This is a genomic window from Diaphorobacter nitroreducens (assembly GCF_002214645.1).
GTDB classification, from domain to species: domain Bacteria; phylum Pseudomonadota; class Gammaproteobacteria; order Burkholderiales; family Burkholderiaceae_C; genus Diaphorobacter; species Diaphorobacter nitroreducens.
The window spans coordinates 1699300-1712984 of the sequence record NZ_CP016278.1; the positions used below are offsets into that span (position 1 = coordinate 1699300).

The window sequence follows — 13685 nt, forward strand, 5'->3', positions numbered from 1 at the left end:
CGCCCATGCAAGCTTGCTCCCTGCACAGCGCCTGCGGCGCCATCACCGACGTTGCCGGCATCGAGGTCGGCCACTTCACCGACCCACGCCGCCCCACCGGCTGCAGCGTGGTGATTGCGCGCGAGGGTGCCGTGGCAGGCGTGGATGTGCGCGGCGCCGCCCCCGGCACGCGCGAGACCGACCTGCTGGCCCCGGGCAACCTGGTGGAGCAGGTGCACGCCATCATGCTGGCGGGTGGCAGCGCCTGGGGGCTGGAGGCCGCCACGGGGGCCGTGCGCTGGCTGGAGGAGCACGGCGTAGGGCTGGACGTGGGCGTGGGGCGCCTGCCACTGGTGCCAGCGGCCGTGCTGTTCGACCTGCACGTGGGCGACATGAAGGTGCGTCCCGATGCGGCGGCCGGCTATGCGGCCTGCGCCGCCGCCACACACAAGCCGCCAGCCGAGGGCAACGTAGGCGCCGGCGCTGGCGCCGTGGTGGGCAAGATGTTCGGCCTGCAGCACGCCATGAAGGGCGGCGTAGGCACAGCCTCGGTCACCGTCGCGGGCGTCACGGTGGGTGCGCTCATTGCCTGCAACGCCGTGGGCGACGTGGTCGACCCGGACACCGGGCGCCCACTGGCAGGCGCCCGCGCTGCCGACGGACTGACGCTGCGCGATACACGGCACGCGCTGCTGCGCGGCGAGCCCCCTCATCCCCTGCTGGCCGGCAGCAACACCACGATCGGCGTGATTGCCACCGACGCGCGGCTGACCAAGGTTCAGGCTCAGCGACTGGCCGTCGCCGGCCATGACGGCCTGGCCCGCAGCATCAACCCCGTGCACACCATGAGCGACGGAGACACGCTGTTCACGCTGTCGACGGGTCACGTGCCGCACCACCCCGGCATGATGGTGTTGGCCACGATGGCGGCCGAGGCGGTGGCCCGCGCCACCGTGCGCGCCGTGCTCGCCGCGCGCACCCTGCGCACGGCCGATGGCCTGGCACTTCCGTGCCATGCCGATCTGGCTGCCGGGAGCTAACCATGGGACAGATGTCACGCCGCCTGCGCACGGCGCTGCTGTCGCTGCGCGACCTGTTGGTGTCTGCCGGGCCGCTGGCGCTACTGGGCGCGGGCCTGGTGCTCCTGGCCTATTGGTGGCTCAACCCCACGCCGCCGCGCACGGTGACGCTGGCCACCGGCCCCGCGCAGAGCGCCTACGAGGCCTTCGGCCAGCGCTATCGCGACGCACTGGCGGCAAGCGGGATCAACGTGGTCTTGCTGCCCAGCGATGGCTCGTCATCCAACCTGCAGCTGCTGCGCGATGGCCACGCCGACCTCGCCTTCGTGCAAGGTGGCACGGGTGAGTTGCGTCCCGAGGACAGTGATGAGCTGGTCTCGCTGGGTAGCCTCTTCGTGGAGCCCATTTGGCTGTTCTACCGCGGCGATGTGGCGCGCCGCATCCACCGATCGGCCCGGCTGGAGGGGCTGCATCAGCTGCGCGGGCTGCGCGTGAACGTCGGCTCGCCCGGCAGCGGCGTACCAACGCTCATGGAGCGCCTGCTGGACGCCAACCACATTCCGCTGGATGCCCTGACGCTCACGCGTCTGGAGCAGACGCCCGCCACGGTGGCGTTCCTGGCGGGGCGGCTGGACGCCCTGGTGTTCGCCTCCGCCCCCGAGTCATTGATGGTGCAGATGCTGCTGCAAACGCCCGGCGTGCAGCTCATGCACTTCCCGCAGAACGAGGCCTACAGCCGCCGTTTTCCGTTCCTCACGCCGGTAGTGCTGCCACGCGGCGTGGTGGACCTGGCGGCCAACGTACCTCCGCGCGATGTACGGTTGGTGGCATCCACCACATCCCTGCTGGCGCGTGAAGGTACCCACCCTGCCCTGCTGCAATTATTTGCCCAGAGCGCGCAGGGCATCCATGGCAATGCGGGCTGGTTCAACCGTGCGCGCGAATTCCCCAGCACCCGGCACGCGGAACTGCCCATTGCCAAGGAGGGCGAGCGCGCCATCAACGAGCCGGCGCCGCTGATGCAGCGCTATCTGCCATTCTGGATCGCCAACCTCATCGAGCGCATGTGGCTGGTATTGGGTATCTTGATTGCGGTCATGCTGCCGCTGTCGCGCGTGGTGCCGCCGCTGTACCAGTTCCGCGTGCGCTCGCGCGTGTTCCGCTGGTATGGGCATCTGCGCGACATCGAAGACGACATGGAACGAGGAGAGGCCACCCCCGACGCGCTGCGCGAACGGCTGGACCGCATGGAGGCGCAGGTGGAAAAAGTGAGCGTGCCACTGTCCTATGCCGACGAGCTCTACGCCCTGCGCAACCACATCCAACTGGTGCGCCGGCGCCTGCCACGCGCGGCAGGCTGAACGGCAGTCCCCGCGACCGGCGGAGCGCCCTAACGCAGCTTGGCCGGCTTGGTGCGCACGGCGCGCAAAGCGCGGTCCACCACCGGCTGGTCGGAAATCAGGCGGAATGCCCCGTCAGAGGACAGTTTGTCGATCATGCGCCGCGTCATGGACTGCGTGCTCGCGTCGGCTCCGGTGAACAAAAACAGCGTGTTGTGCGGGCTGCACCAGGTGAGCTGGGTTCGCACCGCACGCTGGTTGGTGATGATTTCCACCCACTGGCCGATGCGCAATGCGGGCTGAGCCACTGCTCCGGCCATCGACGGGTCCGCCGCGGCGGCCGTATCGGAAGACAGCACATCGTCAGCGCGGGTTTCAGGGCTGACCTCTTCCGCCGGCGTGTCGCCGAAGACGCTCGCCGCTGCGTAGTTCAGCGCTTCACCCTGAAGCTGCGCCAAGCGCTGCGTCACTTCGGCAATACGCTCGATCGGGTGGTCAATGCTCTCCAGCCCACGCACCAACACCGGCACCATGTCAGCAATGGCCTGCCCCAGGCGCTCCGGGTCCGAGCGCAACTGCTCGGGCTGCGCGCAGCACAGCAGCAGCGGCACCAACGCCAAATAGCCTCCGGGGTCTCCGCCGGTTTCTTGGGGCTGGCTGCTTTGCGCCTGCGCCACCACGTCCGCCCACGGGCCGGTCACGAAGGCCAGCAGGTCGGCCGGTACCTTGTCCGCATCGGGCAGGCGGCGGAAGTCGGCGGCAATCTTCTCGGCCAGCAATTCCCGCTGCTCCCGCTGGAGCAGTTCGCGCTGCTGCGCTTCATGGCGCTCAAGCTGGCGACGCTCCTGCGCGGTCCAGGCCTTTTCCAGCGCCTTGAGCACTTGGGCGAACGGTGCGGCATCCCGGATCTCAATGGAAGCCAGGTGGCCTACGGCTTCGTTCACCAGCCGCATGAAGCGGCTGAAGGCGGGCCCATCCTCGGCGTTGAATGCCAGGCTGCGCTGGGTCAACTCGTCCAGCAGGCGCCGGGCGGGGTGCTGCTCATCCGTGAAGAACCGCGTGTCGTGCTGCACCAACTCCTTCAGCGCGGGCTCCAGGCTTTGCACGGCACGCTGCATGGGGGGCAGCAGCCGCGAATCCTGCGCAATGTTGTCCATCATGCGGCTCACGACCTCATGCGCCGTCCGCGTGGGGGATGCCGCCACCGGCGCATGTGCAGAGGTGCCGTTCCAGCCCGTCACCGGGACCGCGGCCCCTCCCGACAGACGGCCCACGATGCGTTCCAGCTGCGCAATGTCTTCCATTGCTTCCGCCGCGGCCGGCGTGACGTACGCGTTGGCCGGAGCAGCTGCCGTATAGCCGCCGCGTGCATCGTAGGCGAAAGGATCCCCACCACCGGCCAGCATCTGGCGCAGGATACCCACCGTCAGCAGCGCTTCTTCGGCCTGCGGCGCCAAGGCCACGTTGCCCGATGCGCCTCCCCAGCCTGCCCCGTAACCTTGGCCATAGGCGCTCGCGGCACCATATTCGCTAGCCGGCGCACCATAGGCCGAGGGCGGCGCGTAGCCCACGCCCATCTGGGAACTGTGGGCATATCCACCACCATGCCCGCTGCGCACACCCGGGGCTCCCGCCACCGCATAGCCCACGGGCTCGACGCCATGCTCGCGCAGGCTCTGGGCGGCGCGCTTATAGGCGCTTACCAGTTGCATGCCCAGCAGTTCGCGCATCTGGCTCATCCATAGCTGCCGCACTTCCCCGCTTACACCGGTATCGCTCACCACTTGCTGCAGCGCGCGGATGTAGTTCTCGGGGCGAAAAGGGTTGCTTTCGGGTTGCACGCTGTGCAGGCCCTGCGCCGAACTGACGAGCGTGTTGAGTTCCGCCAGCGTTGCCTCTGTCGCCAGAGCGGCGATCTGCTGCGCCCGCGACAACTCCACCTGGACCAGCACGTCGGCATCGTCCATGAGGGCGAGCTCGCCCAGGTCCATTCCGCCGGGCTGCCCGGCCCTCGTCTTCGCGGCCGAGGGGCCTTCGGCAAAAATCTCCAGCAAGGCCATGGGGTAGGCCTTGGGCAACGACGCCTCGTGCTGCTTGAGCAGGCGCAAGGCATCGCTGATCTGGGTGCGCTTGTGAAGGTCGCGGGTGGAGGATTCCTGCGCCGTGAGCGCTTCGCGCGTACCAGTCACCAGCGCCTCCATCAGGGCCTCGCTGTCCCTGACGGCGTTGACAACGCAGGCGCGAAAAACCGTACGGGCGCGGGACGCGGAAAGGGACATGGTGGGGACGGACGAAGAATGGGCGGCGGTCCGCCCGATGCTACTACCTGTAAGTGCTTATTTGAGGGCCTTGTAGCGCATACGCTTCGGTTTCGCACCCTCTTCACCCAATCGTTTTTTCTTATCAGCTTCGTATTCTTGGTAATTGCCGTCAAAGAATACCCATTGGCTGTCGCCCTCGGCTGCCAGGATGTGCGTCGCGATACGGTCGAGGAACCAACGATCGTGGCTGATGACCAGCACGGTACCAGCGTATTCCAGCAACGCGTCTTCCAGCGCACGCAGGGTTTCCACGTCCAGGTCGTTGGACGGTTCGTCCAGCAGCAGCACGTTGCCGCCCTGGATCAGCGTCTTGGCCAGGTGCAGGCGGCCGCGCTCGCCCCCGGACAGGTTGCCCACCTTCTTCTGCTGGTCCTGGCCGTTGAAGTTGAAGCGCCCGGCATAGGCGCGCGACGCCATTTGGAACTTGCCCACGTTGATGATGTCCAGCCCGCCGGAGATGTCCTCCCACACGGTCTTGTCATCGGCCAGTGCGTCGCGGTGCTGATCGACAAAGGCCATCTTCACGGTCTGACCGATTTCCACGGTACCGGAATCAGGTTGCTCCTTGCCCGCGATCAGCTTGAACAGGGTCGACTTGCCGGCACCGTTCGGGCCGATGATGCCGACGATGGCGCCGGCAGGGATGTTCATGCTCAGGTTGTCGATCAGCAGGCGGTCACCAAAGGCCTTGGAGACATTCTTGAATTCGATGACCTTAGAGCCCAGGCGATCCGCTACAGGAATGAAGATCTCCTGCGTTTCGTTGCGGCGCTGGTATTCGTAATCGCTCAGCTCTTCGAAGCGGGCAATACGCGCCTTGGACTTCGCCTGGCGGCCCTTGGCGTTCTGGCGCACCCACTCCAGTTCCTTCTTCAAAGCCTTGGCGCGAGCCTCCTCGCCTTTTTGCTCGGCTTCCAGACGGTTGCCCTTCTGGATCAGCCAGTCAGAGTAGTTGCCCTTGTAGGGGATGCCGTGGCCTCGGTCCAGTTCCAGAATCCACTCAGCGGCGTTGTCCAGGAAGTAGCGGTCGTGGGTGATCGCCACCACGGTACCGCTGAAGCGGTGCAGGAATTGCTCCAGCCAGTCCACGGATTCGGCGTCCAAGTGGTTGGTGGGTTCGTCCAGCAGCAGCATGTCGGGCTTGGACAGCAGCAGCTTGCACAGGGCCACGCGACGCTTTTCGCCACCCGATAGCTTGCCGATCACCGCATCCCACGCCGGCAGACGCAGCGCGTCGGCCGCAATTTCCAACTGGTGTTCGGAATCGGTACCGGCCGCGGCGATGATGGCCTCCAATTCACCCTGCTCTTTGGCCAGCGCGTCAAAGTCGGCATTCTCTTCCGCGTAGGCAGCGTATACCTCTTCCAGGCGGGCTTTGGCGTTGTTCACCTCGGCCATGGCTTCTTCCACGGCCTGGCGCACGGTGTGCTCGGGATTGAGTTGGGGCTCCTGGGGCAGGTAGCCGATCGACAGCCCGGGCATGGGCAGTGCCTCGCCTTCGAATTCCTTGTCCACGCCCGCCATGATCTTGAGCAGAGAGGACTTGCCGGAGCCGTTCAGGCCCAGCACGCCGATCTTGGCGCCCGGAAAGAAGCTAAGGGAAATGTCCTTCAAGATCTGCCGCTTGGGCGGCACGGTCTTGGTGACGTGGTTCATCGAGAAAACGTATTGGGCCATGGATTTATTCAGGAAACGGGCAGAAGAAGGCGCCAAAATTTTTTGCGCACAAACGCGGATTATCGGCGCATGCGACAATAGACCCCGTCTTGGGCTCCAGTTGCCCACGGCATCAGCCTAGACAAGCTGGGGACGAAGGAAGAATTTTCCGGGCTCCCACCCTTGCAATCATCTGCCTAACAAACTGGCTCGGCGGCCCGTAAAGTCGCCTGCGACAGGCCGATACCCAGCGCCCCGGATGGGCGCATCCAATTACATGACATTTGAAGAACTGAAGCTGGCGCCGACCATTTTGCGGGCCGTGCAAGAACAAGGCTACGACAACCCGACCCCTATCCAGGCCCAGGCCATCCCAGCCGTCCTCGCTGGACACGACCTTCTCGCCGGCGCACAGACCGGCACCGGCAAGACCGCCGCGTTCACGCTGCCTATGCTGCACCGCCTGGCCGAAGGCCAAGCCCCACGCAGCCAGTTTGGCGGCAAGGGGGTGCGCGCCCTGGTGCTCACGCCCACGCGGGAGCTGGCAGCGCAGGTCGAAGAATCCGTGCGCGGCTACGGCAAATACCTGGATCTGAACTCCACCGTGATCTTCGGCGGCGTCGGTATGAACCCGCAGATCGAACGCATCAAGCGCGGCGTGGACGTGCTGGTGGCCACCCCTGGCCGCCTGCTGGACCTGCAGCAGCAAGGCTTCATGGACCTGTCCACCGTCGAGATCCTGGTGCTGGACGAAGCCGACCGCATGCTCGACATGGGCTTCATCCACGACGTGAAGAAGGTGCTGGCGCTGCTGCCCCAGTCCAAGCAAAGCCTGCTGTTCTCGGCCACGTTCAGCGACGACATCCGTGAACTGGCCAACTCACTGCTCAAGAACCCGCAGAGCATCCAGGTCACCCCGCGCAACACCACGGTGCAACGCATCAGCCAGGTGATCCACCCCGTGGGGCGCGGCAAGAAGAAGCAGGTGCTGCTGCACATCATCCAGGAGCACGACTGGAGCCAGGTGCTGGTGTTCACGCGCACCAAGTTCGGCGCCAACAACGTGGCCGAGTACCTGACCAAGAACGGCGTTTCGGCCATGGCGCTGCATGGCAACAAGAGCCAGAGCGCCCGCACCCAGGCGCTGGAGGGCTTCAAGACGGGCCAGATCCGCGCCCTGGTGGCTACCGACATCGCGGCACGCGGCATCGACATCGACGACCTGCCGCACGTCGTGAACTACGAAATCCCCAACGTGCCCGAGGACTACGTGCACCGCATCGGCCGCACGGGCCGCGCCGGCCGCGAGGGCCATGCCGTAAGCCTCGTCTGCATGGACGAGGAAGGTTTCATGATGGAGATCGAGCGCTTCACCAAGCAGGAAATCCCCGTTCAGGTGATCGACGGCTTTGGCCCGGACGAGGGAGAGAAGGCCGAGCCCATCGCCATGGGCCGCCAGACCATCTGGGGCGGCGCGGGCAAGCCGCCCAGCCGCGAAGTCATGCAGGCAGCGGCCAAGGCGGCACGCCAGGAGATGATGGAGCGCATCCGCACCAACAAGGCGGCCACTGGCGGCCAGCGCGGTTCGCGCCAAGGCGGTGGCCAGGGCGAAGGCCAGCAGCGCGCCGGGGGTCAGAACGGCAGCGGGGGCCGCGGCGGCAACGCAGGCAATGCAGGCCGTACTGCCGGTCCACGTGATCAGCAACGTCCGCAGAACACGGCCGGTGGCCGCCGCCGCGGCGGTCCCGCTGGTGCAGGCAATGGCGGGGGTAATGGCGGAAATCGCCGTTTCGACGACAGCCAGCCTCGCAGCGAGAACGCCCACCTGGGCACGCAGCTCGGCAACATTGGCATCGGCCCACGTCATGGCAGCGGCCGTGCCAGCCAGCCGGACCCCATGCGCACCAGCGTGGACAGCATGGCGGACCGCGGGCGTCGGGGCGGCTTCGGCCGTGGCAACGGCGGCGGCGGTGGTGGCCGCGGCCCACGCGGCGGCGGCTTCGGCCGCTGAGACCTTCACGACAACAGAAAGCCCGGCACAGCCGGGCTTTTTCCATGGCCCCTGAGCCGACCACCCCGCCGCACGCGCAGGTCATCAAAGCTGCCGGGTAACATCCGCCCCAGCACCACTTCCGCCACGCCCACCATGACGCCGAAGAATCTGCTCTCCCACACTTACGCGCTGCCAATCGCCGCAATCGCTGCACGGCACCGCGCTACCGCACTGCTGGGCGCATTCCTGCTGTCCGCCTGCTCCAGCACGCCCCTGCCTCCGTGGCCCGCGCAGTCCTCCCCCCCGCGCCCACTGGTCCGCAAACGTCCCGCGCCGTACCGCCGCCGCTGGGAACAGTGCAGCGTGGCGAAGTCGTGCCCAGCCCAGTCACGGTAACGCCCGTCGCCCCGGCCACCGAGCCGGCCTCCACCGCGCTCCCCTACAGCGCGGCTGTCGCGGCACGCTTTCCCGCGCCTTCCGTGCGGTACGAAACGCCGGGGCTCGCCGAGGGGCGCCAGGCTTTCACCACCAACGCAGAACTCACCCAATGGCTGCGTAATCTGGCCACGGCGCAGCGCGGCACGACCCGTGTGCAAATGCTGGACCTGGGGGTATCGCAGCGCGGCACACCCTTGCACGGCCTGGTGCTGACCCGCGCGGCTGGCACCAACGTGGCCGCGCTGGACGCCAGCCGCCGCCCCACGGTGCTGCTGCTTGGGCAGCAACATGGCGACGAGCCCGCCGGCAGCGAGGCATTGCTCGTACTGGCGCGCGAACTGGCACAGGGTCTGCTGGAGCCCATGCTGGAGCGCATCAACGTGATCGTCGTTCCCCGCGCGAATCCCGACGGAGCCGAGGCCGGCACGCGGGCCACGTCCAACGGCATCGACATGAACCGGGACCACCTGCTTTTGCAGACTCCGGAGGCCCAGGCACTCGCCAAACTGGTGCGCAACTATCGCCCGATCGCCATTTTCGATGCGCATGAATACACCGTCACCGGACGGTTCCTCGAGAAATTCCATGCCATTCAACGCTACGACGTGCTGCTGCAGCACGCAACGACGGCCAACCTGCCGGAATTCATGACCAAGGCAGCTCTGGAATGGTTCCACCACCCCATGATCAGGGCCCTGGAAGCGGAAGGCCTGAGCCAGGAGTGGTACTACACCACCTCGACCCGCGCCGAAGACCTTCGCCTGTCCATGGGAGGGACGCAACCCGATACCGGCCGCAACGTGAATGGTCTGAAGAATGCCGTCAGCATGCTCGTGGAAACGCGCGGCGTGGGCATTGGCCGCACCCACATCCAGCGGCGCGTGCACTCGCAGGTGACGGCCCTCACCAGTGCACTGCGCAGCACCGTGGACCGCGCCGCCGACTTGGAGCAGGTGCGCTCCTATGAAGCGCGGGATATTGCCTCCCAGGCATGCCGTGGCGAGATCGTGGTGGAAGCCACGCAAACCCCTGGCCAGCGCGACCTGGTCATGCTGGACCCACAGACCGGCGCAGACCGGACCCTGCGCGTGGATTGGAATTCCTCGCTGCAACTCAAGCCGGTCAAAAAACGCCACCGTCCCTGCGGCTATTGGTTGGCAAGCGGCGCAACGGATGCAGTGGAGCGCCTGAAGCTGCTGGGCATCCAGGTGATGCACGTCGCCGAGGCGGGCTCCGTACTGGCGGACATCTATGAGGAAACCAGCCGGGAGAGCTCCGAGCGAGAGGACGTGCGCGGAGCCATCCCTGGCGCCCGCCCGATCATCCGCGCCACCGTGACCCCCATGCGCAGCGCCATCGACGTGCCGGGGGGCAGCTATTACGTGTCTCTCAACCAGCCCTTGGCCAATCTGGCCGTGGCAGCGCTGGAGCCCGATACGCAGAACAGCTATTTCGCCAACCATGTCATCGGCCAGCTCGGCGATGTGGCACGGGTCATGGCACCTCCATCGCTGGTGTTTGAGGAGATGGACTGAAGAGCACGCCAGACTGCGGCCACTCTTTAAATGATAGCTGCTTGCGCTTGCTGGATAAGCGCTAAAGGCATATTTGGCATCATACACAGCACCCGCATGCCGTCTTCTATTTCATGGGCTGCGCAGGCTGGTGCGGGAGCGCTCCGGGCGCCTGTATGATCCTGCACTCCGAGCGCGCACATCACCGCTCGCACCGCATACCTGCATCATCTGCCCGTAGCTCAACCGGATAGAGCAATTGCCTTCTAAGCAATAGGTCGGGGGTTCGAGTCCCTCCGGGCAGGCCAAAATAGACCTCCACACAATCTCACGGCCTCTTAGAACCCGCATGCTTCCTAGCGTTGCGGGTTTTTTGTTGTCTCAAGCCGTCTCACCGCGTACCGTGACATACCAACAAAAAAGTTGGTACTTTTGCCGGCATCTCCACATACTGTATTGACCCAGCAGAAACTGCACAGGTCATGGGTCATGCCGCTAATGCGAATGCCTCAGCGGGGGTTCTCATGTTCAGCGCCTGGTGCGGGCACCGGTGGTTGTAGAAATGGATCCAGTCCCCGATCAGGCGATTGGCATGCTGCAGCGAGTCGAAGCGATGCCGATGCACGCACTTGAGCGTGCGGATCACCCGCTCGACCAGACCGTTCTGCTCAGGGCTGTGCGGCGTGATGAATTCTTGACGCAGTCCGTAGCTTCCCAGGGCCGTGAAGCTGCGGCTGGTGAAGACCAACCCATTGTCCGAACGCAGCAGGAACGGCTCGGGTACTCGGCCCAGCGTGGCGAAGCGCGCGATCAGGGCCTGCTCCAGCGCTGACTCGGCCGTCTTCGATTTCCCGCTGCGCGACAGGTGCGCAAGCTCTACTGGCCAGCCTGATCGAGAGGCTCTGCCGCAGGCGTTGCGGCCTGGGACGCAGTGACGGTGTCTGGCCGCGCCAACAAACCCTGCCCACCATGCCACATAGCCTGACGCCACGGCGAATCGTGCTGGGGAGGTGGGTTCACCAGATCGGTGGGATACCAACTGCCCGGCGTGCGCTGCAGCAGTTCCGGCACCATCGCTTGGCCTTCTTGCAGGCGCACCAGGTCAGGCGCCCTCAACTCCTTGCCCACCACCAGCACACCCGCCTGCTGCGCCACATGCACCACGGCCGCCAGGTTTTCCACACAGGGGGCATGGCCCATGGTCCATCCATCGGCCAACAGCCAGTAACGCGACCGCTCCATGCCGTCCAGCCCTGCGATGGTTTCCTCATAGACAAGACACAGTGGACCATCCGCACCCGGCCCTACCGGGGTCCCGTAGGCTTTCCAGACGGACAAATAGCGTTGCACGTCCGGCGCTTCCGCCTTGCGCGCCTGCAGCCAAGGTCCGTATCGGGAGGGGTGCTTGTAATGGTCTACAACCAAGTGCGGCGGCACATCCTCCCTGCCGTCCAACCAATCCCTGCGCAGATTCAAATAACCTGCCGCCCAATCCAGCAATGCCGGAGTCAGCTTGGGTTTGAGTTGTTCAGGCGACGAGCAATCGGCCATACCCAGCCCAGGCTTGGCCTGGGCGATAGCGGCGGGCACTAGGCGAATGATCTGCTGCCGAGCCACGCCATGCGCCTCAAAGGCACGGATCAGGCGCTGAGCCGCACGACGGGCCGGGTCGCGCCTGCCCCGCCACCAGTCCCAGCCCTTGCTGAGCACACCCCACAGGCCCGTGGCTTCGCCTACCCAAGACATGGTCAGGCGACCTCTTGCACCAGCGCCTCGGCCAGACGGGCCTGCACGGACTGGCGTTCGGCCAGGCGCTGGCGCAGGTCGGCGCACAGGCGGCGCAAGGCGGTGACGCGGGTGACGATGCGGGATTGTTCGGGGAGGGGAGGCAATCCAAACTCTGCGTGGGTAACGTCTTCGCGACCAATTCCAGGAATAGCGATGCCAATCGACTTCGCTTGGAAGTAAAGAGACATCGTCTGCAAAAAGATCATCAGAAATTCCGGATTCAAAAGAATCGGTCGAATAGCCATCAACTGCCGACTGATAGCCATTTCATCGTGTTTCACCACGTTCAGCTTCCCAACTCCTGATCCTTTCACCGTGATCAGAATGTCATCGCAGATTGCTACCGCACGTCGTTCGTGCGTTGATCGTGTCGGGTCAGGTGATAGCGCACCAAACTCTGCTGGACCTGTCAAATAAGGCAAGCTCGCAGTAAGACCGTCTACGTATTCACTTGGCCCTAGATGCTGACCGGATACCAACTCAATTAAGGCGCCCATCCGTACGCATTCCCACCCCACCGGCAACTCAAATGGCTTTTCCTCGTCGGTGATGGGTGGCAGGGGTTTGTCGCGCTTGATCTGGCCGGTGGCGATGAGGCGGTCTTTTTCGGCGCGGATTTTTTGCAGCAGGGCGCTGGCGGGTTCGTCGGTGGGGTCTTGGGGCACGAGCAGGCCGCGCACGGCCAGTTGCAGCAGGGTTTGCTCCAGGGCGTCGATGGCCTCGGGGCGGTCGAGCAGCAGGTCGAAGTGCTGGGCCACGCGCTGCCAGTTGGCGGCCAGCTCGTCGGGCGTGGTGCTGGCGGTGAGCGTGCCCAGTAGGGTGCTGACCAGTTGGGCGTGCTGCGCGGCCTCCAGCTGGCCCTTGGCCTCCAGCGCATCACACAGGCGCATGAGGGCTTCGACGCGGGTGACGATGCGGGATTGTTCGGCAAGGGGTGGGAGCGCCAACAACGCACTGAGCAAGATGCGCTGGTTCAAGTTGGTCATCGTTGTGCCAACAGACTCACCCTGCAAATGCTGGCGAAAACGCACGTCGCTAAAGATCAGGCCCAAGTATTCGCGATTGCATTGCGAATACAGCCGTACAAAGAAGCTTCCGGTGCCACATAGCCAGCCGTGCTCTTGCTCCGTAACGTACGCGTAGCGTCCGACTTCGCCACGACGCGCAAGCACCATGTCCCCAGCGCTGAGGGCATAAGCGGATAACCGCTCTGCATCGGCGACCTTGATCGTCACGCGTGGGTCATGAATGATGCGCCCACCGATCATGTGGGAAGGATTTATCAACGGAACGCCATCGTGAACGTAGTCCTCTTGATGAATCATCGAACCAAAGGGGCCAGTGCAGAGTTCGAGGAAATAGTCGTCGCAGCGAACCCACTCCCACCCCTGCGGCAACTCAAACGGCTTTTCCTCCTCCGCAATCCCCGCCACCGGCTTGTCCCGCTTGATCTTGCCTTCAGCGATCAGCCGATCCTTCTCCGCCCGAATCTTCTGCAGCAGCACACCCGCCGGTTCATCGGCCGGGTCCTGCGGCACCAGTTTGCCTTGCACGGCCAGGGTGAGGATGAGTTCGCGCAGTTTGGCGACGCCACCGGGGGCGGTGGCGAGTAGCTCCATATTTGATAGCAGCATGCG

8 protein-coding genes, 1 tRNA gene and 1 pseudogene are annotated in these 13685 nt (G+C 65.2%); 5 read left to right on the plus strand and 5 right to left on the minus strand.

The window, feature by feature from the left end; genetic code table 11:
* The first annotated feature begins 5 nt into the window (after positions 1 to 5).
* Together BA022_RS07965 and BA022_RS07970 are read left to right on the plus strand one after the other, a co-directional pair.
* The gene (locus tag BA022_RS07965; protein WP_088887108.1) at positions 6 to 1019 is read left to right on the plus strand and encodes a P1 family peptidase; all 1014 of its coding nucleotides are present in this window, start codon (positions 6 to 8) and stop codon (positions 1017 to 1019) included.
* Between the two features lie 2 nt (positions 1020 to 1021).
* On the plus strand, positions 1022 to 2359 hold the full coding sequence (locus tag BA022_RS07970) for a TAXI family TRAP transporter solute-binding subunit (protein WP_088887109.1): 1338 nt from the start codon (positions 1022 to 1024) through the stop codon (positions 2357 to 2359).
* Between the two features lie 29 nt (positions 2360 to 2388).
* On the opposite strand, the gene BA022_RS07975 is transcribed toward BA022_RS07970, so the two are convergent.
* Entirely contained in the window at positions 2389 to 4617 is a 2229-nt protein-coding gene (locus tag BA022_RS07975) for a DUF1631 family protein (RefSeq protein WP_088887110.1), read from the minus strand.
* Between the two features lie 57 nt (positions 4618 to 4674).
* Positions 4675 to 6336 carry an energy-dependent translational throttle protein EttA gene (gene ettA, locus BA022_RS07980; protein ID WP_015912846.1) on the minus strand — a complete coding sequence of 554 codons (1662 nt, stop codon included), beginning with the start codon at positions 6334 to 6336 and terminating at the stop codon, positions 4675 to 4677.
* 256 nt (positions 6337 to 6592) lie between these two features.
* Here ettA and BA022_RS07985 point away from each other — a divergent pair, with 256 nt between their 5' ends.
* The 3 genes and pseudogenes from BA022_RS07985 to BA022_RS07995 all read left to right on the plus strand — a co-directional run bounded on the left by BA022_RS07985 (position 6593) and on the right by BA022_RS07995 (position 10568).
* Positions 6593 to 8326 (plus strand): DEAD/DEAH box helicase, encoded by a 1734-nt coding sequence (locus tag BA022_RS07985; RefSeq protein WP_088887111.1) that lies wholly within the window; start codon positions 6593 to 6595, stop codon positions 8324 to 8326.
* Positions 8327 to 8461: 135 nt separating this feature from the next.
* Positions 8462 to 10281, plus strand: a pseudogene (locus tag BA022_RS07990) (M14 family metallopeptidase).
* 210 nt (positions 10282 to 10491) lie between these two features.
* Positions 10492 to 10568, plus strand: a tRNA-Arg gene (locus BA022_RS07995).
* A 179-nt stretch (positions 10569 to 10747) separates the two neighbouring features.
* Here BA022_RS07995 and BA022_RS08000 read toward each other — a convergent pair.
* The 3 genes from BA022_RS08000 to BA022_RS08005 all read right to left on the minus strand — a co-directional run bounded on the left by BA022_RS08000 (position 10748) and on the right by BA022_RS08005 (position 13682).
* Positions 10748 to 11008, minus strand: a complete 261-nt coding sequence (locus tag BA022_RS08000; protein ID WP_228403747.1) for an integrase core domain-containing protein — start codon at positions 11006 to 11008, stop codon at positions 10748 to 10750.
* Positions 11009 to 11136: 128 nt separating this feature from the next.
* A complete protein-coding gene (locus BA022_RS19110) occupies positions 11137 to 12006 on the minus strand; it encodes a hypothetical protein (RefSeq protein ID WP_148665145.1) in 870 nt (289 codons plus the stop codon).
* Between the two features lie 2 nt (positions 12007 to 12008).
* Positions 12009 to 13682 (minus strand): restriction endonuclease subunit S, encoded by a 1674-nt coding sequence (locus BA022_RS08005; protein ID WP_148665146.1) that lies wholly within the window; start codon positions 13680 to 13682, stop codon positions 12009 to 12011.
* Positions 13683 to 13685 lie beyond the last annotated feature (3 nt).

Coding starts and splice junctions, on each gene's coding strand:
- BA022_RS07965 (WP_088887108.1), top strand. CDS start 6: ATGCAAGCTTGCTCCCTGCACAGCGCCTGCGGCGCCATCACCGACGTT.
- BA022_RS07970 (WP_088887109.1), top strand. CDS start 1,022: ATGGGACAGATGTCACGCCGCCTGCGCACGGCGCTGCTGTCGCTGCGC.
- BA022_RS07975 (WP_088887110.1), bottom strand. CDS start 4,617: ATGTCCCTTTCCGCGTCCCGCGCCCGTACGGTTTTTCGCGCCTGCGTT.
- ettA (WP_015912846.1), bottom strand. CDS start 6,336: ATGGCCCAATACGTTTTCTCGATGAACCACGTCACCAAGACCGTGCCG.
- BA022_RS07985 (WP_088887111.1), top strand. CDS start 6,593: ATGACATTTGAAGAACTGAAGCTGGCGCCGACCATTTTGCGGGCCGTG.
- BA022_RS19110 (WP_148665145.1), bottom strand. CDS start 12,006: ATGTCTTGGGTAGGCGAAGCCACGGGCCTGTGGGGTGTGCTCAGCAAG.
- BA022_RS08005 (WP_148665146.1), bottom strand. CDS start 13,682: ATGCTGCTATCAAATATGGAGCTACTCGCCACCGCCCCCGGTGGCGTC.